19 protein-coding genes and 1 pseudogene are annotated in these 20,585 nt (G+C 39.2%); 5 read left to right on the top strand and 15 right to left on the bottom strand.

All coding sequences use genetic code 11. From position 1 onward, the window contains the following. The 4 genes from SANK73390_RS02260 to SANK73390_RS02245 all read left to right on the top strand — a co-directional run bounded on the left by SANK73390_RS02260 (nucleotide 1) and on the right by SANK73390_RS02245 (nucleotide 4,155). The gene (locus tag SANK73390_RS02260; RefSeq protein ID WP_462763016.1) at nucleotides 1-453 is read left to right on the top strand and encodes a hypothetical protein; all 453 of its coding nucleotides are present in this window, start codon (nucleotides 1-3) and stop codon (nucleotides 451-453) included. A 154-nt stretch (nucleotides 454-607) separates the two neighbouring features. Continuing rightward, nucleotides 608-1,330, top strand: a complete 723-nt coding sequence (locus SANK73390_RS02255; RefSeq protein ID WP_462763014.1) for an ABC transporter ATP-binding protein — start codon at nucleotides 608-610, stop codon at nucleotides 1,328-1,330. A gap of 25 nt (nucleotides 1,331-1,355) precedes the next feature. Further along, complete coding sequence (locus SANK73390_RS02250; RefSeq protein ID WP_462763011.1) at nucleotides 1,356-2,798, top strand: ABC transporter permease; 1,443 nt, start codon at nucleotides 1,356-1,358, stop codon at nucleotides 2,796-2,798. Further along, complete coding sequence (locus SANK73390_RS02245) at nucleotides 2,785-4,155, top strand: DUF3526 domain-containing protein (RefSeq protein WP_462763008.1); 1,371 nt, start codon at nucleotides 2,785-2,787, stop codon at nucleotides 4,153-4,155. The genes SANK73390_RS02250 and SANK73390_RS02245 overlap by 14 nt, the downstream gene beginning before the upstream one ends. Nucleotides 4,156-4,238: 83 nt before the next feature. On the opposite strand, the gene SANK73390_RS02240 is transcribed toward SANK73390_RS02245, so the two are convergent. From SANK73390_RS02240 to SANK73390_RS02210, 7 genes are all read right to left on the bottom strand, one after another. Next, nucleotides 4,239-5,912: a putative bifunctional diguanylate cyclase/phosphodiesterase gene (locus SANK73390_RS02240; protein ID WP_462763006.1), complete on the bottom strand. Its 1,674-nt coding sequence runs from the start codon at nucleotides 5,910-5,912 to the stop codon at nucleotides 4,239-4,241. After that, a complete protein-coding gene (locus SANK73390_RS02235; protein ID WP_462763003.1) occupies nucleotides 5,909-6,910 on the bottom strand; it encodes an ATP-binding protein in 1,002 nt (333 codons plus the stop codon). Before SANK73390_RS02235 ends, SANK73390_RS02240 begins: the two co-directional genes overlap by 4 nt. Before the next feature lie 4 nt (nucleotides 6,911-6,914). Beyond that, on the bottom strand, nucleotides 6,915-7,346 hold the full coding sequence (locus SANK73390_RS02230; RefSeq protein WP_261591840.1) for an STAS domain-containing protein: 432 nt from the start codon (nucleotides 7,344-7,346) through the stop codon (nucleotides 6,915-6,917). Between the two features lie 581 nt (nucleotides 7,347-7,927). Then, a complete protein-coding gene (locus SANK73390_RS02225) occupies nucleotides 7,928-9,406 on the bottom strand; it encodes a sensor histidine kinase (RefSeq protein WP_462763000.1) in 1,479 nt (492 codons plus the stop codon). Nucleotides 9,407-9,409: 3 nt separating this feature from the next. Further along, complete coding sequence (locus SANK73390_RS02220) at nucleotides 9,410-10,132, bottom strand: response regulator transcription factor (protein ID WP_261591838.1); 723 nt, start codon at nucleotides 10,130-10,132, stop codon at nucleotides 9,410-9,412. Nucleotides 10,133-10,171: 39 nt separating this feature from the next. Next, nucleotides 10,172-10,885 carry a spondin domain-containing protein gene (locus SANK73390_RS02215; protein WP_462762997.1) on the bottom strand — a complete coding sequence of 238 codons (714 nt, stop codon included), beginning with the start codon at nucleotides 10,883-10,885 and terminating at the stop codon, nucleotides 10,172-10,174. Nucleotides 10,886-10,895: 10 nt separating this feature from the next. Further along, nucleotides 10,896-11,600, bottom strand: coding sequence for a spondin domain-containing protein (locus SANK73390_RS02210; protein ID WP_261591836.1), 705 nt, complete (start codon nucleotides 11,598-11,600; stop codon nucleotides 10,896-10,898). A gap of 245 nt (nucleotides 11,601-11,845) precedes the next feature. Here SANK73390_RS02210 and SANK73390_RS02205 point away from each other — a divergent pair, with 245 nt between their 5' ends. Next, nucleotides 11,846-13,225 (top strand): hypothetical protein, encoded by a 1,380-nt coding sequence (locus SANK73390_RS02205; protein ID WP_462762995.1) that lies wholly within the window; start codon nucleotides 11,846-11,848, stop codon nucleotides 13,223-13,225. A 158-nt stretch (nucleotides 13,226-13,383) separates the two neighbouring features. On the opposite strand, the gene SANK73390_RS02200 is transcribed toward SANK73390_RS02205, so the two are convergent. From SANK73390_RS02200 to SANK73390_RS02165, 8 genes and pseudogenes are all read right to left on the bottom strand, one after another. Continuing rightward, nucleotides 13,384-14,712 (bottom strand): hypothetical protein, encoded by a 1,329-nt coding sequence (locus SANK73390_RS02200; RefSeq protein WP_462762992.1) that lies wholly within the window; start codon nucleotides 14,710-14,712, stop codon nucleotides 13,384-13,386. Nucleotides 14,713-15,159: 447 nt separating this feature from the next. Then, nucleotides 15,160-16,164 carry a sphingomyelin phosphodiesterase gene (locus SANK73390_RS02195; protein WP_462762990.1) on the bottom strand — a complete coding sequence of 335 codons (1,005 nt, stop codon included), beginning with the start codon at nucleotides 16,162-16,164 and terminating at the stop codon, nucleotides 15,160-15,162. Nucleotides 16,165-16,733: 569 nt separating this feature from the next. Then, nucleotides 16,734-17,081 (bottom strand): outer membrane protein assembly factor BamB family protein, encoded by a 348-nt coding sequence (locus SANK73390_RS02190; protein WP_462762988.1) that lies wholly within the window; start codon nucleotides 17,079-17,081, stop codon nucleotides 16,734-16,736. Nucleotides 17,082-17,296: 215 nt separating this feature from the next. Then, nucleotides 17,297-17,968 (bottom strand): DUF4386 domain-containing protein, encoded by a 672-nt coding sequence (locus SANK73390_RS02185; protein ID WP_462762985.1) that lies wholly within the window; start codon nucleotides 17,966-17,968, stop codon nucleotides 17,297-17,299. Between the two features lie 203 nt (nucleotides 17,969-18,171). Next, the gene (locus SANK73390_RS02180; RefSeq protein ID WP_462762983.1) at nucleotides 18,172-18,399 is read right to left on the bottom strand and encodes a hypothetical protein; all 228 of its coding nucleotides are present in this window, start codon (nucleotides 18,397-18,399) and stop codon (nucleotides 18,172-18,174) included. A gap of 478 nt (nucleotides 18,400-18,877) precedes the next feature. Then, entirely contained in the window at nucleotides 18,878-19,450 is a 573-nt protein-coding gene (locus SANK73390_RS02175) for an NAD(P)H-dependent oxidoreductase (protein WP_462762980.1), read from the bottom strand. Nucleotides 19,451-19,511: 61 nt separating this feature from the next. Further along, nucleotides 19,512-19,865 carry a MerR family transcriptional regulator gene (locus SANK73390_RS02170; RefSeq protein ID WP_462762978.1) on the bottom strand — a complete coding sequence of 118 codons (354 nt, stop codon included), beginning with the start codon at nucleotides 19,863-19,865 and terminating at the stop codon, nucleotides 19,512-19,514. A gap of 368 nt (nucleotides 19,866-20,233) precedes the next feature. After that, nucleotides 20,234-20,585: pseudogene (locus SANK73390_RS02165) on the bottom strand (transposase); the annotation flags it as partial.

Here is a 20,585-nt window from a genome sequence, read left to right as displayed (position 1 = left end):
ATGATTCAACTTAGCCCAAAGCAACAACGTGCCTATATGTCAGACTATTTAGAAAATGGCTGGCGAAAAGAAAGAATGTCATTTAGCTCAGTGTCATTAGAGCCTGGTTACATAGACGGGCGCATTGACGTTGAGTACTTTCAAATGCCCGGAGACGGTCAATTTCATTTTAGTGCGCAAAGTGCCATGATTTGGATTTCTCAACTGGGCATTATCTATGGATGTTGGGATAACAAGTTAACTAAAAAAGCCGGAGAGGTATATCTGCGTGATCTAGATATTAAATTTAAACGCTCAATAAATACAACGCAGGCAGTTCGGTTTGAAGGTTTCTTTCCAAAACAGTGTAAAAAGCAACTATCACAAGGGCTTGTGTACTATAAAGATGCACAAATTCACGTTGAGGGCAGTGCTTTCACTGGTACGGCAAGCTTTTTAGTGCCTCTAAGTTAACAAAAGTTGTTTCTATTTAGATACATTTTGATATGTTATAACAAAATACCATTCATATTTCATTTGCTCTGCTTTAGTCAAAAATACATGTTCATTGTTTCTTTGAATACGTAACACTCAGCGCTAAGCGGATCTTCATTAAAGGAGTGCTTTCATGTTAGAAGCCATAAATTTAAGTAAATCATTCTCAGGTAAACAAGTACTCAACGACCTTAGTTTTAAAGTCGTTCAAGGCGAAATAATGTGCCTGTTAGGTGCCAATGGCGCAGGTAAAAGTACCACGCTTAATTTATTTCTCAATTTTTTACAACCAGACAGTGGGCAAGCATTAATAGACGGTATGGATGTTCACAGCTCTGATAGCAGTAAAGATAAACTGGTGTATTTACCCGAACAGGTAAACCTTTATCAAGAGTTTAACGCCATAGATAATTTAAAGTACCTAGCGAGCTTATCAAACTTAGATGTATCAGAGGCGCAAATTAATGCCGCATTAGATGAAACAGGGTTAGCACCGAACGTACGTAAACAGTCACTCAAAAGCTACTCTAAAGGCATGCGACAAAAAGTCGGGATCGCATTTGCGATTATTCGCCAAGCAAAAGTTCTGTTATTAGATGAGCCGACTTCAGGACTAGACCCAAGTGCCACTCTTGAATTTATTAAAGTGATTGAACAGTTAGCCAAAAAAGGCGCGGCAATTTTAATGGTAACGCACGATTTTTATTGTGCACACACACTCGCCAACAAAATAGCCATTATGGACAACGGCTGCCTATTAACTCTGCTTGATAATAAACAGCTACCAATCAACCTGCTAGAGAACACCTATCACGAGTTAATCTCATCAAAGAACCCAATAAAACAAGCCAGCTAAGTACTCACATAGGAAGTTTTTATACATGATTAATCAAAAGGTAATGAAGATATTTAACCATGAGCTGGCTATTAAGCGTAAAAGCCCAAGCTTGTGGTTGCTCTTCATCATGATTCAGTTGCTACTTGCAGTCGCGTTATTTACCGGCTGGCAGCAATTTCAACACAGTGTTAAAACCCAAACTGCCGCACAAGCCGAAGTAGAGCAACAATGGCAAGCCCAACCCGACAGACACCCTCATCGCGTAGCGCATTTTGGTCACTTTGCATTTCGCCAACCCAGTGCGCTGAGCTTTTTTGACTTAGGGGTGAATGCATGGGTTGGAGACAGCATTTTTCTCGAAGCCCACAAGCAAAACAGTGCCAATTTTGCCAATGACCAAGATGGCGGAACATTGCTGAGGTTTTCAGAGCTAAGCAGTGCCAACATTTTACTGACTATTTGGCCGCTACTCATTATTGCGCTTGGTTTTGCAAGCATTAGTGGTGAGCAAAAAAGCGGCACACTCAGACAGTTAATGTCTATGGGAGTGTCTTTTCGTGAGTTGATCACAGGGAAGAGTTTAAGCTATCTGCTGTTGTCCGTGGTGTTTATCTTGCCCGTTTTTATTTTATCACTGATTTTAGCAAGTAATGCAGGTGCAACACTTTCATCTGAAGGTGCCCTAAGGTTGCTGCTTTTGTTCTGTGTGTACCTCTTATATTGTTTATTTTGGATTGGGCTAACATTGTTTATCTCAAGTTGTGTTAAAGAGCCTAAACAAGCGCTGGTATTACTCACATCGGTGTGGTTTATCTTGACCATTTTAATGCCTCGTATATTGGCCGAAGTTGCTCATAACCAATACCCTCATCAAAAGCGTAATGACTTTGAACTGGCGGTTAAATTAGACAATCGCAAGGTCGGCAACAGTCACAACCCTGATGACCCCTATTTCAATAAATTTAGAGAAGATACGTTAAAAAAATATGGTGTAGAATCCGTTGAAGCGCTTCCCATTAATTACAAAGGACTAGTAATGCAAGAGGGAGAAAAGCTCAATGCACAAATCTATCAAAAGCATTATGAACAACAGCTGGTGCAATTTTCAGCTCAGCAGCAGTTTATACGTCAGTTTTATTGGTTAAACCCCTATTTGTTTGTACGCGACTTTTCAATGGCTTTGACACGTACAGATACCAATCACTTTTTGGAGTTTGAACAACAAGCCGAGACACATAGATATGCGCGTATCCAAAAATTAAACCAATTGCACACCAATGAAATACACCATCATAATGACCGAGATCAAAAAGTAGATAAATCATATTGGCAAGAGTTTGAGCCATTTCACTACCAGAGTCCCACACTTTCTTGGTCACTCAGAACATTTTCTTGGCTGTGGATACTGCCGTTATTGATCGTGATAACACTGTTCATCGTTTTAAATTCAACACGAATGCAAAGGAGGGTTTATGCAACTGTTTAAACTCGAATGTAAGCGGCTATTTTCAGGAAAAATTAATAAACTGGTGCTCATTTTGTTTCTTCTATCTGGTGTTTTTGCCATTTATCAGGGCGCGCAAGGATACAAGTCAATTCGTATTGATCAGTATAAATCTCAAGTTGTATTTGAAAAAGAACGAGCGCATGTAACCAGCCAAGATAGCCTCCCTGCAGCAGGATCATTGGCCTACTATGCCAGTGCTCCCACTCAATGGCAGCTTAGCCCTTGGGCTGCGTTGTTTGTTGGTGAAAGTCAATCGTCAATGGTGGCAATGAAAGTGCGTGCAACTGCACTACAAAGCCAAATTTTCAACCGAGAAATCGTCAACCCCTCTCAGCAACGCGCGGGCGGGCTCGATTTAGGTTTTGTGCTGGTATACCTTTTACCTCTAGTCATTGGCATTATGACAGTCACGCTTATTTCCGATGAGCAACACGCAGGCCGTTGGCGGCTGCTAAACGCTCTGCCAACCAGTGCATTTCGTCAAGTCTGTAAACAAATTGCATTACGGTTTATTGTTATTTGGTTGCTTGTCGTCACCTTGCTAATCAGCGCAGCGTTATTGCTATCGTTACCTTTTGATGTACTATTTTGGACTGTGCTGATTGCAACCAGCGTGTATATGCTGTTTTGGTTTGCAATTGCAGCGTTTATTATGAGCTTTGATAAAAGCAGCGTATTCAATAGCCTAGCTTATCTCAGTAGCTGGGTACTATTTGCGATGTTGATACCGAGTGCAGTACAACTGTTTTTATCCAATCAATACCAAACACAAGCACCGCTGCAAATTAGTTTAAAACAACGCATCGAACTCAATGATGGCTGGGATAAAGATAAACAAGCAACGCTAGATACGTTTTTAAAACATGAACCACGTTGGCAAAATACTGCCCCGCTGGGTGAGGCATTTGATTGGAAATGGTATTATGCTCAGCAGCATATGAGTGACATTGCCGTGCAAGATCAATGGTTAGATTACTTACAAAATAGCTACGCACGGCATGGGCAATTACAAACGCTCAGCACCCTCTCCCCCGCGTTGTTTTTTCAACTAAAGCTAAATCAATTAGCAAATACAAGCAGTGAGAATCAAACCCAATATCTGCAAGAGATTGCTGATTATCATACTAAAATACGGCACTTCTTTTACGATTATCTCTTTTTTAATAAAAGTATTACTAAAGAAGATGTGGATAATTTTGTGTTATTCGAGGCACAAAAACAGATTGGAGAAAAAAGAGGCACACAAGGGTTTTGGCAGTTACTCTTCAGTATGCTAGTCATTTTGGTTATTACTTCATTGGCAATATTTAGGTTAAAGCAGCTTCGCCCTGTTTAACAAACTTATTCGCAAAACATGAACGCGCACCGGTGTTCATGTTTTGCTATCAAAACTTTATCCAATAAACCAAACTAACCAAACTAACCAATACTGTATAACGCCTTGTTCTTTTTTTGCTTCTCGCTAATAAGCTCCGTAAGCAATTGTGGCTTATGAATATAAAAGCCCTGTGCGTAATCGACCCCTAACTCCTCAAGTCTTTTCATAATAAGCGCATTTGAGGCAAATTCAGCAATCGTTTTAAGCCCAATTGTATGAGCAAAGTCATTAATAGAACGCACCATAGCATGTGAAAACTCATCATCGTCAATGTCTTTTACGAACATACCGTCAATCTTAATGTAATCAATGGGTAAGTTTTTTAAATATTGATAAGAAGACAGACCTGTACCAAAATCATCTAACGAAAAGGTAAAGCCGTTATCTTTTAGTGAACTGATAAAGTCTTTCGTTTTTTCGATATTTTCAATCGCTGCTGTTTCTGTAATTTCAAAAGTGACTTGCTCAGGGTTAACTTGATATCGCTGAGTCAGCTCTAAGATAAAGGTTGCGAGTGTCATATCAGACAATGATTGCCCAGATAAGTTAATAGATAGATTTAATTCTGGGGTGATTTTTGAAAACGTTTCTGCAATAACCCAACGGTCAATCTTTGACATTACCCGTGAGCGTTCAGCAACCGGAATAAATAAATTCGGTGGTATATTCGCGCCATCTTCAGATTTTAATCTGAGGAGTATTTCATAATGCTGATGCGCCATATTATTATGCATAGATGCGATTTCTTGCGCAACAAGATAAAACGTATTATTGGCAATCGCGTTATTAATGACATTTAATAGGTTGGTATCTTTAAGGTAGCTTGCATACTCGCCATTGCAGGTATCAATAATATGAATGCGATCTTCGTTATCAGCTTTAGCTAAACGACAAGCTGTATCTGCAGCGTTAATAACCTGACTCGCATTATGGTACTTAGTTGGCTCAATAGGCGCAATACCTGCGGAAAGACTCACATTGAGTACTTTTCCTGAATGTATTAAGTTTATGTTTTCAACCTTTTGCAAAATAACTTTCACAATGTCTTTCGCTCGATTTAACGAACAATTCTTGATTAATATCGCAAATTCATCTCCACCAATTCGCGCAACATCATCAATGTCTCTCACACAACTTAAGATAGCCGTAGTCACGCGCTTTAGTACTTCATCACCAAAGGCATGCCCTGCAATATCGTTAATCAATTTAAACCTATCTAAATCTATAAACGCCAATACGGATGTGCATTTTGTGCCACTTTCTTTAAACTTATCTTCTAGTCTTTGTTCAAAGCATTGACGATTAAGTAATTGTGTTAAGTGATCATGTGATGTTTCATAGAGTAAGGCTTTTTTCTCAGTACGGTCTTCAATAATAAAAAGCGTACCTTGGAGCATTTTTTGACACGTAATATATAAATCTAACTCGTTTAGTATGCTAGTAAAAGGTAATGAAAAGCTGGCCCTTTTACCTGTCACAATCAGATTTTCGTATTTATCAATAATCTGAGGTACGCACGATAAAGTGTCTTGGTAGTCTTTATCAATAATATCCGAGGGTGTTTTGTCATCAATACCGATGTAATCCAGTGCTGATGAATTAATGATCTCAACTTCATGAGAATCAGACAATACAACCACGCCAAACGGAATGGCTGCAACAATACTTGATAGCTGCTGGCGTAAGGTAGTAGTTTGGTCGAATAGATTGTTCATAATTTATCTCTAATAACAATTAATGTTGCATCGTCATTGGCGAGTGCTACTTGGTTGTAGAGTTGACAGCTGCTACGCTCTAATGAAATTTGCCTATCTAGATTAATATCATTAGGTAATACCACACCATCGGAATGTAAAAAAACAGTCAAGTTTTTAGGTCTATCAATTTGATGAATATGAATTTTTTTAGGAAGTGTTAAGCCCACGCTACCATCATGAACAGCAAAGCTTTCTTTGCTGTCAGCAATGATTTTTATGCCTACATCACCAATGGCACAAAACTCAAGTGAATCAGGCGTTAATCGTAATAAGGCCATTTGTACAGGGCGAAGAGGTCGACGAATTTTAAGAGCACAGTGGCATTGTTTAATGATGGAATCAAAACTATCCCTGTAGTGCTTTTGAGCGATACCCAATGCATATTGAGATGCAACGGCTGCATTAGCCCCTTTGCCAGCGCCATCTATCACACAGGCAAAAAGTTTATCCCCTTGATATTGCTTTAAACAATATTGATCACCATTGTCATGAAGGCCAACAGCTGGAAATGAAATGCCAATTTTTTCAATTAAATTGTCAAGTAGTGGCAAATAGTGACGTAGCGTGATTGACGTACCGTTAGAATCGGTTTTATTGACGATAAACTCTTCAACACACCGATTAGCAGATCCTAATCCTTTACCAATACTCGGCTCGCAGTGGGTACTAAAACCATCAACCATCGCCTGCTCAAGATCTGAAATACCGGGCCCGTTATCTTCGATGGTAACTTCAATTCCTTTGTCTAGTTCAAGTTTTTTAAGGGTAGCGATGCCGGGCAAAGCATAACGCACAACATTAGTGGCAATTTCTGCCACTGCAATGGTTATCATACCAATATCAAAGTCAGAAAACCCAAGCTCAAATGCCAAATGTCGCGCTTCTTGTGCGACATAATACGCATCTTCAGGCTCTTCAATCGTGATAACCACACTATTTGTTACAGCGATATTCACACGCTTACTGCTTTTGTATTTTTACCAATTCAAAACCAATCGACTTATAGTAAAAAACCAATGCTGACTTTAAGTCTCTCGCTATTTTGAATATGTCGAACTCGACACCTGCAGTGATCATAGTACGTGCAATATTGCCTTTGATGCCGCAAAAAATAACTTTTACACCAACAAGTTCGAGTACTTTACCTAATCTAACTAAATGTGTTGCTACCGCAGTATCAATCGCGTCTACGTTAGCTAGGTCAACAATGACGGCTTCAGATTTCTCTTTTTCGCAGCGAATGGTCAAAGAGTCGGTAATTTGGGCCATTCGCCCAGAATCAATTGAACCAAAAAAGCCAGTGTATAAGCAGCGTTCAGCAATTTCGCAGACGATCATAGGCACTTCACCAATAATATGTTTACGGCTAATGGCTACATCTTGAGGTGACATAGAATTCCTCCTTGGAACATGAATAACTTAATATCAACTTATAAAATGATTATAGTCAGTATTAAAAAATGTACATATCTAGGTAGAAGAAAATTAATTTTACACGCCCTATATTTACAAGCTGATAACAAAAAGGTGTGCGATATAAATAATGGGTAGTTAATAAAATAACGAAAAACACCAGACTTTAAATTTTTTATATTTTAAAGTCTGGTGCTTAGGTGCTGATATTTTTACACTGCAATTTTAAAAATGCACGGTAAAAATAATGACCAATCAGAGCATTAGCCTTAATCGTTTTGTACTGCAAAACTATGAAGACTGATTTAGATAACAACAACATTCAGCCTATGTTAGGGGCTTTAACACTTTTGCAGTACACTTTGACTCGCTCACCCCTCAAAATGCGCTTATTTTTACTTTTATACCCATTGTATTAAATAAACTACCTGATAGTGCGATAGATAAATGATTTTTAACACAGTTAATGAGTCATTAAGCTCGCTAGAATGATCAATATTTTAATAAAATAGGTATTACACTCGCCTTCTTGCGAGCCATTTTAGTTAAAGTTACGACTATTAAACATAAGGTTCGGCTTCTCTAAGTTGAAAACTAAATTTAGTCCCTACGCCTACTTTACTTTGTACACGTATTTCAGTTTTCAATAACTTAATTAAACGTTCAGTGATGGCTAAGCCAAGTCCTGCATGAGACTTTTTACAACCTTTGGCGTTACTCGCTCGATATCGAGCTTCAAAAATATACGGCAACTCTTTGGCTGAAATTCCCACCCCAGTATCTTTAACTGCCACCGTTAAATGCTCACCATATTGGTTAATTTCAATGCTAATTGCACCGTTTTCATTCGTATGGCGCAGTGCATTCTCTATTAAGTTGGTGAGTACTCGCTCTAGTTTACCAATGTCTGAGTAAGCTTTTATGTCACACTCGGTAGGAAATATAGCTAATGACACCCCCAATTTTTCAGCACGAATGGCAAACTTAGCCATCACATCGTAAAGTAACTCCCCTAAATTGAACACTTCAAATTGCACATTAGTACGACCTGACTCTAAATGCGCTAATTCAAAAATTTGGTCAATCAACGATTTAAGCTGACTGCAATTTTTCATTGCAATATCTAGGTGGAGTGCTTGCTGTTCGGGGCCATGTTTTTTTAGTGAAATTACTTCCAAATATCCTTGCAGCGATGCTAAGGGAGTGCGCAAATCGTGAGATAAATGGGCAAGTAATTGACGACGTTGCTCATCAAGTTCAGCCAGTTGTTTAACTTGATGGTCAATGGTTTTAACCATCAAGTTAACACTATAACCTAGCTGGTGTACTTCATTACTATGCGCCTTGTCCCAATCTAGCAAGGTGATTTTGCTGATATCAAACTGCACATGTTCCAACTGCTTTATATGTTCGGTTAATGCTGCTACAGGACGGGTTAAATATCTAAACAATAGTAATAAAGCCGTAAGCAAAAACCCTAATGCAAGACCTAACCAACTAAGCCCTATAACTAATTGATCATTACTTTTAATGTTACTAATAATGGAATCATAGAGTTTTGAACCAATAATAACGTACAAGTAGCCTTGTAATGTGTCTTTATTGTATACAGGAGCAACAGAAAAGATTTTTTCACCTGACAAGTTACGCGGATCGTCACCATATATAGGTAAGTGCTGTGGTCGCTCAATTAACTTTATTAAAGGCACTAAATCAATATGCTGGCGTTTTACTTCACCGGGTTTTGCTGAGTATGTGAGTAGCTTTCCACTGGGGTCAATAAAGTAAAACTCAAACGATGGACCCAGAATCATTAAAGTATGAAATAGATTTTCAAGCGCCTCATAATCATAAACGCCTTGCTTGAGCAAAGGGTTATCTCCCACTAGATGCTCTGCTAACCCCAAATGTAACTGTTGTTCTGCTTGGGCACGTGATACTTGCGACAGCGCTTGTGTCCACCAAATAAACAAAGAGGCAATTAAAATAAAGATACCTGCCAGTGACATAGCAAGCTTATGATATAGAGAAAATTTCATGCCTTATGCCTGTGTTAGTTGTTTAGCGCTGAGCTTGTACCCTACGCCCCAAACGGTTTCAATAACGCCTTCTCCGCCAAATTTTTCGAGTTTACTGCGCAATCTATTAATATGTGAGTTGACGGTATGCTCATAACCCGAGTGTTGATAGCCCCAGACTGATTCAAGCAACTGGTTTCTTGAAAACACTTGATTTGGGTGCGCTGCAAAAAAATGCAGCAACTCAAATTCCGTCGCGGTTAAATCCAGTGTTTTAGCCCCTAAACTGGCTTCATGACAAATAGTATCAATGCCTAATCGCCCTAATTGTAAAGGCGCGTGTTCTGGCTGCGCATTTTGATGTTCTGTGGCTTGCAGTAACCTAACATGACGCAACTGCGCTTTAACTCGCGCTTGGAACTCTCTATAACTGAATGGTTTGCAAATATAATCATCAGCGCCCATTTCAAGGCCAATAATGCGGTCCATTTCACTACTTTTAGACGTTAATAGCACAACACTAATATGGGGTGTTGAAGTTTTAATCTCTCTACACAGTGTTAAACCGTCGACCCCTGGCAGCATAATATCAAGTAAGACAATGGCGTAGTTTCCATGTTGCAGCTTATCGATTGCGCTTTCTCCATCAAACACATGATCAACACCCAATGATAATTCAGTTAAATGAACTTGTAGAAGACGCGCAATGTCTTGATCGTCTTCTACTATAAGTACCTGTGGTTGCATAATGTGGCCTTTTCATCGCCCACACTGTACGTATAGGCGTTATTTAACTCTTGTTATCGTTACGGCCATGAGCGGGTTGTCGAATTTGTGTGCTGAGGTTAGTACTGACGTACTTAATCCGTCATCATTACTAACAACTCCGGGGTGCATAGCCACTTTATCAACATCATCACGCAGTGCATTAAAACCCTCTCCTCCATCAGCAGGACCTGGCATTGAACCACTTTGTTCAGAGTTAGCTTCAGTGCCCGAATCATAAGCTCGGGTAGTCATCTTGGCGTAGTCGCCAACAGACATTTGTGATACATCGATGCTATTAAGACCCGTAAAGCCGTCATTTGTATTCACCATCATGCTAACTAACGATAGTTTTTGATCCATTAAGCTCGTTGTAGTGAGCATTAGCTCAATCATTTGACCCGGCCCAACAGCACCTTCACTCGATGCTGAACTGTTCACAACAGGTAGTCCAAGTAAGCCTGAGTTATCGCCACCTTCAGCTAATTGCTCTAATTCAAGACTTGCCATTTCACCAATTTTCCAAAACTGACCACTGGTATGTAATGCAGCACCCAGTGGCGATAAAGGCTGAGCATTTGTTAAGTTAATTGCTGTGACCTTAAACTCATATTGCATTGGTGCAGGGTCTGGTGTTGGTGGAACCGGAGTAACAATCGTGTTGCTATCGTTATCACTACCACATGCCGCCAGTAGCAAACATGCAAGAGGAATGATTGGGGTAAATTTATTCATAATATGCCCCTTATTTAACCGTTACTGTCACTTTAGCAACAGGGTTTAACCAACGGTGAACCGTGTTGTGTAAATCACTTTTCCCTCCGACAGCTTCATCATCCCCTACGTTTCCGCGATGAATATGCACCATCATGTTACTTTCGGTGGTTGTAAGACCACTGCCCTGTGTGCCAGGCGTCATGCCTGGTGAGGCTGGGATCCCAGGCGTACCCGGTGCACCAGAACCGTCAACAACCAATTCGTTGTTTGCTTCAGTACCGGCATCGTATGCATTTAGGTATATATGATAAGTACCGGCTTCAGTTGGTATTTCCCAACCATCTAAACCAACAAACCCATCATTGGTAGGGAGCATCATGGCAACGATAGACAGCGTGGTATTGTCTTGTGTGGTGGTTAAGCTGCCCATCGCAGAACTGGCTGGTGCCAATAAACCTGCTGCTGGGTTTGCTAGTGTATTGGCATTAATACTATCTAGAGTTGCTGATAACGCATCAATACTGCCGCCCTCTGCCATGGCTTGCAGTCCATCTGATGCAGTTTGGCCTGTTTGAAACAAATGCGCATCGCTATTGTGCGCACCAACGAGTATTGGTGTGAAGTAAATACCTTGAGTGAGGTTAGTAATTTTTACATCTATATCAGCAGCCTGTGCTACTGACATTGCCAATAAACTGCTCGTGCATACAAGTGATAGTAATTTTGCCTTCATGATATTCTCTTTCTTAGTTGTTATGACAAGACTAAGAATGCAAGATAAATATCTCGTTGGTTTCACCAAAATATCACTTTTTTATCACAATCTAAGTGCAAGTTAGTCACGACCCATCAAATAATAAAACGACTAAATCACTAAATACAGGCCAAACAAAAACACTATTAATAAACATAAACCAATGTAACTAAAGCATTTGTGCTAAACTATAAAGACATTAATATAGGAGGTAGTAAGTAAGAGTGAGTAGAGCAAAACTAAGCCAAGACGAAAATTTATCCTTCAAGATTAACTATCAACTTCTTCCTAAAGAAACCAACCAGCTCGACCTTTATTTTTCAATCCCTACCGATATGGGGATCAATGACAGTACGCTCAACGAAGTTGATTTTTTCAATGCTAATATTAAATCTCACAGTGCTTACTACTCTGAACAAATACATTTGCCACTTGTTCATAGTCGCTTTATTAGCCAAACCAAAAGAGAAAAAACAGGCTATCGACTCAACCTCAACCTATTTTGTTATCAACTTAGAATTGCATTGGAAGCCGACCTGAAAGCGACACTACAATTTAAAGAACCTAATGATTTTTTCCCAGCCGCTGCAGTGTTGGTAGAGCAAACTGATCGCTTGCTGAAAAACTTACGCCGCTACACCCCACCTGATAATAAACTCAAATCGTACTTTCAAAATGCCGATAACTATCTTAGTTGGCATACCGAACAAGCATTTTTAAAGCTATTGTCTAATGGCCCAAAATCAAGTGAATTTAGTGAAGAGCGAACCATACTTATCAACTTTTGTCAGCAAGAAAACCAATACCGAGCCGCGCGAACATATAACTCGCAAGTAACACTAGAAGACCCAAATAGAATCACTAATAAAATGAAGTTACTTGAGCGGCTTATTGAGTATGGTGTTGTTTTTAATAAACAAACCATAGACTTAACATTAAACTTAAAGCGACTTGTAAAAGGTCTAGTAACTGGCGTTATCATGGCATTTGTGATGTTTATTGTGCTCAATGCGCGCTCGAATTTTCAAGAAGTAACCGTGGCACTTATCGCGCTATTAGGTGTAATTTATGGACTACGAGAAACATTCAAAGAAGACTTAACCCAATGGGCATGGCGAACAATTCAACGAGGTCGGCCCAAGTGGCGTAATAATTTCAAAAACTCAGTAAGCGAAGACATTGTTTGCACGCAAACCATTTGGCTTGAGCATATCCGCAAAAAAGACCTGCCCCCTGAAGTGGACAAGTTACTTAAACAACGTAGGCAGCAAAACAAACAAGCTGCCAACTTAATGCATTTTTGCAGCAAAAATCAGGTCAATGTGAGTGAGTTTTTACCTGGGTATGATGAAGTACAACAACGTATTACTTTTAACATGGCCTCATTTGTTCGCTACCTTAAAAAAGGCGCAGGAAAACTGTATACCTTAGATGGCCAAAAGATATCAAAAAAATCTGTAGAACGTCGCTACCAAATTAACCTTGTACTGCGCTTTACTAGCGAACAAAGCACACAGCTAGAGCGATATAAATTAACCATGAACCGCTCTGAAATAGTTGCTATCGAGCTAATGGATGAAGCGACAGGAGAGAAAGTTGGCTAAACATTTGTGTTGCCATTATAGGGGGGACACATAATATTTTGCTTAAAATACGAGGGATTATGTAAATTAATAGCTAGAAAATATTTATATTGTCATAATAAAAAGGGTGTAAAGCGTAAATGGTAAAAATTAACTTAACCATTTACGCTATATTAAAATTATTTATGCTTGTTTATAAAGCTTTGTATTTGGATACGTTCAGTCTTTTTAAATATACTCAAAATATCTCTTTCAACAGCCTGCAAATCAATACCAAATTGCGCCAATGTACTGGCTTGGTTCCATATACTTACACCCACAACATCACCTGTCTTTTTATTTGCTGCAGCTTGTATTCTCATCTCACTGTTATGTATAAGCACTGTTTGCCCCGGCTGGCCAAAAATACCCTGTGTATCTTCAATTAAAATACCTTTATAGCCTAAGTGGCTAGAAATAAAGTCAACATTTTTGTTTTTAGAGGTAGATAAAACAACAGCTGAATAAGCTGAAATTGAAGACAACAAGTCTTCTACACTAGTTGACCTTAACTCTGTCAAAGAGATTGTTGGGTTAGTTCGCCCTGAATACATTAGCAAAGTGATATTAGAGCCGTTATTAGTGGCCATTGATTTGTGATCAAGTGCAGCAAAACTACCACCCCAGCGACCTGATATAGTGGCAGTACCTGAATTTTGCTCTCTATTTGAGTTCTTTGTTTTAAAGTAGCCACAAAATTCAGTATACATACCTCTATCTGCAGACTCTGGAGCCAAGATTACTTTATTGCTGTTATCTGTGTTTCTTGCAGGAGTACGACCGGCTTTATGTGACCAGCCTCCGCTGTTATCTCGACGATACCAATGGTAGTCAATCCCAGGAGCAACCACCAACGCAAGTAAGGTTTCATCAAGATTATGTCTGTTGCTAAAAAAGCTGGTTGGCTCAATACCTAAATCACCGGTAGCGCCGGCAATTACTGACGCGCAATTACCATTAAATGTCTGTGAACGCGATGCATAGCCCGGTTGTGCAAAATCATTTGTCGCGACATTGGCTGCATAGTTATAACAGTTATTTACTCGTAAACGAGAAGATGCATTCCAAAATTTGGATTCATATTTTGGGCGCTTAAAAAGTGGACATGAATGTTTAGTCGGATATAAGTCGCAGTATGATAAATTATCAGATGCGGCAATAACCGTACCTTTACAGGTGCCCGTTACATTTTTCATAGCTGAGATTTTAAAGTGGGCAACGTCCAAGTAATGAAGTTTTAATTCACGTTCATACTCAGTTGTAGTAAGAAATCGATAACAATCATATGAAGTAGAAGATAACTTATAATGTGTAGCTCCTGCTACAGGGTTCCAATAAACGCGAATGTCCTCATCGCCATTATGATTCATATTTAGTTCAATTTTAGGCAGAGCATACGTATTCGCTGAAAGTACAACTAACATACTTCCCAAAAGTGCACTCACTTTTTTGTAGAAAAAACTATTCATATTCAATTCCTTTTCGTGATTATTTGTATTTATGGGTAATTCAGATAGGTAATCAAGTCGTACGCTAGCAAACAAATGTTAAGGTTTTGTTTACTTCATGCTAAAAAACAATAGGCAGGTTTATTACTTAATAATAAAGTTGGCGCGAAGCTTTAAGTAACTTTCTAAAATATAGCGAAAATATTACCCCTTAAAGCAATTAACAAAAAAAGCACTATAGACTCGTAAAAAGTCGCTAAGTGCAAAATACGACGTATTAGCCAGAAGCGGTATATCATTTTTAAATCAGAACATTTACAGCGAGTTTGATGAAGTTAGTAACTTTATTACTTTAGATGTTTTTATAGCGCAGCCAGAGATAAAAAAAGGTTAACGAGATACCGTTAACCTTATTGTATAAAGCAACGCAAACCTGCTGTGAATCGATTGCGTTAAGTGCCATTACTGTTATTGAAACTCAAAGTTAACTTGTACTGGATAGTGATCAGATAACTCATTGTAATAGCCATCATGGTAATAGCGGCCATCGCTTAGGTTCCAATTACCTCGCAGATAGCTCCAGTACCAATTATTTTGTGTTTTAGGGTAACGAACCGTCATACTTGGAGCATTGGTTGGCTGCTTGTGGTCACGGTGCCAAAATACATAATCGAGCGTGTCGTTATAATCTAGGCTGTACTCAAAATAATAAGCGTTGGCTTTAGTAAACCAGTTATCTTTTGCCGAAAATGAGCCAACCACTGGCGTTTTAAAATTCAACTCTGCATGCGCGGTGGCTAGCATATCAACCACTTCATGCTGTTTACTCCATTCAACATTCATATCACCGCCTATGATAACTGGTTCATTTACAAGAATATTCTCAGTCTCAATAAAAGATTGAATTTCACTCAGTTGCCCCATACGCACTTCGTGCTCTTGTTCAGTGTTACCATCATGGGTCGCTTGTAAGTGAGTGCCAATTAAGTGATAACGCTGGCTGTCTTTCTCTATCTCAATGTAGGCAAAGCCTTTATTTGCCATGTAATCCCAACTGCCACTTAAGCTATTATTAAATACATGGGCCTTTTGTGAAATGATGGGGTACTTAGACAAAACAACTACCCCGCCTCGAATAACAAAAGGGCTATTTGAGCAATTACCGGTTAAAGCATCCCAACCACTGCCACTGCAATCTTGCCCCACATTAGGCGTTTGATAAGGGTACAAGGTAGATAGCGCAGCCAATGCTTGTTCACCATCACTATTAAATACCTCACTCACTAAAATCACATCTGGACTGTCATTTAGCGACATTAAAACGGCAGGTAAACGCTGTGCTCGATTAGCTTGGTCCCAATCCTGTACGCTTAATTGCATAATGTTATAAGCCATCACTTTGAGTGAATCAGCCATGCTATGTGTGCTGAGCAGCATCAAAGTAGCTAACATCACTTGCTTTATTATTCTCATTTTGTTCTCCAATACTTCATTTTTAGTTTTATATAGTGGTATTCACGCACTAACTTGCAGAATATAAGCAGGTAAACCGTGAAAATTCAGGAGCCCAAAGGTAACGATGCAAAATGTCAAAATGATTGCGTTAAGTTAGGTTTTTTATGAAGGTTTTTTATGAGTTTGTTGAAAGAGATATGACTTTTTTGAGTGGGTTAAATATCCTATTTTTGCGAAGCAGAGGTAGCCACTGAGGACAGTGCCTACTATTCGCTATACAGCGACAGTAACACCCCACTACAGCATATTTTTCACCAGTTAGGTTGCGATATAGGCGGATTTTATCGAAATTGTTAATGATGAACGATACAAATGAGTATTCAATAAATACGGTTTTGAATTGGTTAAGCTTTGCTTTTTAGCTTCAGCAAATTTGAGTGCCGGTCCACATTAGCACTCATTAGTTTCTTTAATTATGCGTGTATTTTGGCCTTTGCATTTTGAGAGCGCATTACCAACCTAGCGCAGCAACTTTGCGAACTTAGATTGCAATCTATCTCTGACTCTTACCTATTATTAAAGCGTGTTTAGTTACTTCCTTGGCTAACACTCGCTCCTACTATCGCAGTGGTGCAAGCTGCTGATGCTTGCTGCGTTGCGGCATGAGCCGTGACTGCCGATACACTTTGCGCTTCAGTGCCCATAATACAAGGGCCATATCCCATACCTTCTAACTTGTTTTCCCACTTGATATGACCGCTGTGAATATCTAAACAAAACAAGTGACCGCCGGAATACGCATAAACCACATCTTGATCAACAAACATGTTCGTCACCCCAGATGTTGCTTTTAATTTTGTTGACCAAACTTTATTGCCAGTGTGCTTATCCAAACACATTGCATGACCTTTAATACCAAGTAACAATTTGTCCATCACATCTCTCCAAACCTGCCGTTTATAGCCAGCTATAGATCAAGCTACTTATTTACTTATCTTCTACAAAAGCAAAATAACGCAAAAATAGCAATCCATAGTACCTAAAAAGCCAAAGTAAAAGTGTTATGAAATATGTCAAAGGCGGTTTTTAACTTATTGAAAACGCTTCGCCCCCGCTTAAGGGGCGATGCCAAATTTATTGTTGAGGTAGTTTAAGCATTTGGTTTATGACTTAAATCAAACCCTTTGAATATTAACCACATAGGGAGTAAGAATTCGAACAGTCCACCTGGAATATACATCCAAGTTCCACTAATGCTGACATCTAAGAAATCGAAAATAACTTTGAATAGAAGCATTGCATAACCGACTAACCCTAAACCAGATAAAAGACGTGGAACAATACGATATTTAAAAAGTGTGATGTTTAGGAAAAAGCCAGCAACCGACAGTGATAACATCCCCATTGAGAAAGTGGCAAAGCGCTCATGCTTTAATGCCGTTCCCATCACATAAAGCTGTTCCACTTGCTCAACTGAGCCCGCTAGCATTTTTTCACCCATTGCTGTAAGCGTAATCAAAATAACGGCAGCTGGTAGTAACGCAGCCGCTTCAATCAAACGACCTGATAAATATCCAATCGCAACGCGCTCATTATATTGCTTAATAATCGGATAAATTATCACAGAAATAGCCACAACCGCCGCACAGTTTACAAACTCAAGTAACGCAGCCAAAGATAATGACCATCCATTTGTACCCAGCTGGCTAAGAAAGTCAGGGGCACTTAAAAACTCATAACTCAACGAATCTGCAATAGTATAAGAGCTAGTTGAAATTAAAAAAAGTATCGCGATAACTCGCGCAGCAAGTTGATTAGACATAATAAAAGTTCCTTAAAGTTATCATTTTTATCGCTGCATATCCGGTGAAGAGCTGCAGCGCTTATCTGTCTTGAGATAACTCAATTGTCTAGGAGTGCAAAGTTGTTGTCGTCCAAATGGGCATAATCGAACCACTTTATTCATATTTTTTAATAGATAAAAAATAAAAGCAAATAAATCATAGTGATAGAAAAAATAGATAATCATGTATTTTTTGATAGTAAAACACTAACTTCCCTGCTAAAGCTCTTTTTACTTGCTACATTAAGCCTAACCGACTCACTTTTATATATGCTTACTAAATAATTTAAATCATCCATACGAGAAGCTTGAGTACTTATCCACGTTAATTCCTCGTCAGAGATTGAATCAAGTGATACTAATACGATAGCCAAATGGCCTATCAAAATAAAATCAGCGTTAAGTTTCATGTTAGCTTCGGCACTTATTTACGTCATCTTTGAAATGCCTATAGGGGTGTTATCGGCACACGTTGATAGATATTTAAGCGAGTCTCACGAGAGTTCATCTGGCAAAGAGCACGTGAGTCGTCATGCGCAACCTAGCTTCGACGTTACTCATAAGACTTACCAATGAGTTTATCTTTTACCTTTAGCACAAAGCAAAGTGCGGCGAACGCAAAATGAAACGCAATGATAATATTAGAGTGCCGCGCACTGGTACCCGACAACTTATTTGCTGCTTCCTTGCTAATCCCATCGTTCACTCTATGAACTTGAAATTTTGTTGAAGAACTAAGCCGTAGACAAGGCACTTATACTTTCTAATTTGAGTGAATGATGTCCGCGTTAATTTTATTTAAAAAGTAGCCAAGTTTAAAATGATAAACCTTGCCTTGTTAAGATCTAGGGCAAGGTTTTTGGTTGTTTAGATGATTCTTTAGTTCTGCTATTTACAGCCAGTTCCGAGATCTTTTACCATGGCAATCCAGATACCCTTTTGTTTGTCATCTGATAAAATCACTGAACCAAATAAATTAACACTCGGTTTGCTTATCCCGCAAAATTCAAGCGTATATCGGCCTAACTGCTCCAAAACAGGTTGAGACTGCTCTTTCGTATACTCTTCTGGTGCATCCATAGTAAATATAAGTCTCGAAGTTTTGCCCGTTAGTAGTTGAATTGGCTCAATACTTTCACCTTCATACTTAAATGTCGTTCCTGGTAAAAATGCCCTATCAAATAACCCTTTCAACTTCGCCGGTAATCCTCCCCACCAAATAGGAGCAACGATAACGATATGCCCCGCCCATTGCAGAGCTTGATTAAACTCACTCAAGCAAGACTCAAGCTCTTGAGTCTCATCATAGCCAGACTCTAAATTTGGGTCAAAATTCATATCCGACAAATTGAAACGTCGAATATTTCCCGACTTTTCAGCCTCGCCTTGGTATGCAGAACTCAAGCTGCTAGAAAAGCTGCCTTTCTTTGGGTTACCATCTAACAATAAAATGTTTTTCATTATGTTCCTCTCGACTGTGGGTAAACAATAAACATTTTAAAGTCTCCCCTTAAGAGGAGAGTCAAGACATTTTTGGACATGAACCGATAGCGTTCATGCACTTGTCAATCCTAGCAATCCTTTCAGTAATATCTTCTCGCTCTGTTTCAAGCCTGCTTCTAACTGCCTTCAAAAATACATTAATCTCAGGCCAGTTCGCGGTTCCATTACTATATTTGATGACATCTTTCAGCTCAGCTAACGTCACGCCTAAACTCTTGGCTTGCGCAATCAAGTTTAGAACTTCGACATGGTCCTCCGTGTATACTCGGTAAACTCCTTGTCTCTTTGGCGTGATGATAAGCCCTTTCTCTTCATAAAGCCGAATCGCTTTAACTGATAACCCAGCCCTTTTTGACACTTCACCAATAAACATTACACCCTCAAAAAGTACCTATAAAAACTTACTCCCACGAAGCCACAAACCTTCTATTTTGTTGGGGGTCGCTAAACCGATTTCTAACTAGTAGTTTCTTACAAAAAGAAAAGGTAACTTAACACTGCAATCAACCATGGAGCAAACAACGAGACAGCCAACAATATCAAACAACAACAAGACAACCATTATTAAATTATCAAACAATGAACACGCAAAGCCAGCTCCTTTTATATTGTTTTACGCCAAAAGCACTTTTTCACTACTATTTTTAGTTTTATCCTAGGGTTTAAGAGGTAATTGCAAAAAATTAGTCGCTGTTTTGCCTACTTTATCAGCATGATTGGTGTTTTGTGTTGTTGAGTTATTTAAGCGAATAGCTTTTCACATTGACTGATGCCTGTTCGCCGTTTTACTTCTAAATGAGTATAATAGCCGTCAAGCTTATTGGGTCGCCCTACTGCCCCTTTGAACACTTTGCTAAATTGTGTGGTGAGTTTTAACCAGTTTTCAGGTGCTATGTTTAATCGTTCTAAAATAGGAAGAGTGCGTTGCTCTATATGTCCGCGTTTATCTTCTCTCATACAGCGGCCCGTTAGCTCAACTAATTCTAAATAAGACTTTAACTCGAAGGGCAGCCCTTTGGGCATGTGTTTTCTGGGGCTGCCTGCAAAGCGAGCAAGTTGTTTGGGTTGTTTAGCGTCTTTGGCTGATTTAATT

It is taken from the genome of Pseudoalteromonas sp. SANK 73390 (assembly GCF_054966645.1).
The sequence above is the reverse complement of the archived record's forward strand: the minus strand, read 5'-3'. Positions and strand labels throughout refer to the sequence as shown.

What these genes read in the sequence shown, in the direction of transcription:
- SANK73390_RS02255 (WP_462763014.1), top strand. Translation starts at nt 608, where the DNA reads ATGTTAGAAGCCATAAATTTAAGTAAATCATTCTCAGGTAAACAAGTA.
- SANK73390_RS02260 (WP_462763016.1), top strand. Translation starts at nt 1, where the DNA reads ATGATTCAACTTAGCCCAAAGCAACAACGTGCCTATATGTCAGACTAT.
- SANK73390_RS02215 (WP_462762997.1), bottom strand. Translation starts at nt 10,885, where the DNA reads ATGAATAAATTTACCCCAATCATTCCTCTTGCATGTTTGCTACTGGCG.
- SANK73390_RS02240 (WP_462763006.1), bottom strand. Translation starts at nt 5,912, where the DNA reads ATGAACAATCTATTCGACCAAACTACTACCTTACGCCAGCAGCTATCA.
- SANK73390_RS02250 (WP_462763011.1), top strand. Translation starts at nt 1,356, where the DNA reads ATGATTAATCAAAAGGTAATGAAGATATTTAACCATGAGCTGGCTATT.
- SANK73390_RS02220 (WP_261591838.1), bottom strand. Translation starts at nt 10,132, where the DNA reads ATGCAACCACAGGTACTTATAGTAGAAGACGATCAAGACATTGCGCGT.
- SANK73390_RS02230 (WP_261591840.1), bottom strand. Translation starts at nt 7,346, where the DNA reads ATGTCACCTCAAGATGTAGCCATTAGCCGTAAACATATTATTGGTGAA.
- SANK73390_RS02180 (WP_462762983.1), bottom strand. Translation starts at nt 18,399, where the DNA reads ATGAAACTTAACGCTGATTTTATTTTGATAGGCCATTTGGCTATCGTA.
- SANK73390_RS02185 (WP_462762985.1), bottom strand. Translation starts at nt 17,968, where the DNA reads ATGTCTAATCAACTTGCTGCGCGAGTTATCGCGATACTTTTTTTAATT.
- SANK73390_RS02225 (WP_462763000.1), bottom strand. Translation starts at nt 9,406, where the DNA reads ATGAAATTTTCTCTATATCATAAGCTTGCTATGTCACTGGCAGGTATC.
- SANK73390_RS02245 (WP_462763008.1), top strand. Translation starts at nt 2,785, where the DNA reads ATGCAACTGTTTAAACTCGAATGTAAGCGGCTATTTTCAGGAAAAATT.
- SANK73390_RS02190 (WP_462762988.1), bottom strand. Translation starts at nt 17,081, where the DNA reads ATGGACAAATTGTTACTTGGTATTAAAGGTCATGCAATGTGTTTGGAT.
- SANK73390_RS02210 (WP_261591836.1), bottom strand. Translation starts at nt 11,600, where the DNA reads ATGAAGGCAAAATTACTATCACTTGTATGCACGAGCAGTTTATTGGCA.
- SANK73390_RS02175 (WP_462762980.1), bottom strand. Translation starts at nt 19,450, where the DNA reads ATGAAAAACATTTTATTGTTAGATGGTAACCCAAAGAAAGGCAGCTTT.
- SANK73390_RS02200 (WP_462762992.1), bottom strand. Translation starts at nt 14,712, where the DNA reads ATGAATAGTTTTTTCTACAAAAAAGTGAGTGCACTTTTGGGAAGTATG.
- SANK73390_RS02195 (WP_462762990.1), bottom strand. Translation starts at nt 16,164, where the DNA reads ATGAGAATAATAAAGCAAGTGATGTTAGCTACTTTGATGCTGCTCAGC.
- SANK73390_RS02170 (WP_462762978.1), bottom strand. Translation starts at nt 19,865, where the DNA reads ATGTTTATTGGTGAAGTGTCAAAAAGGGCTGGGTTATCAGTTAAAGCG.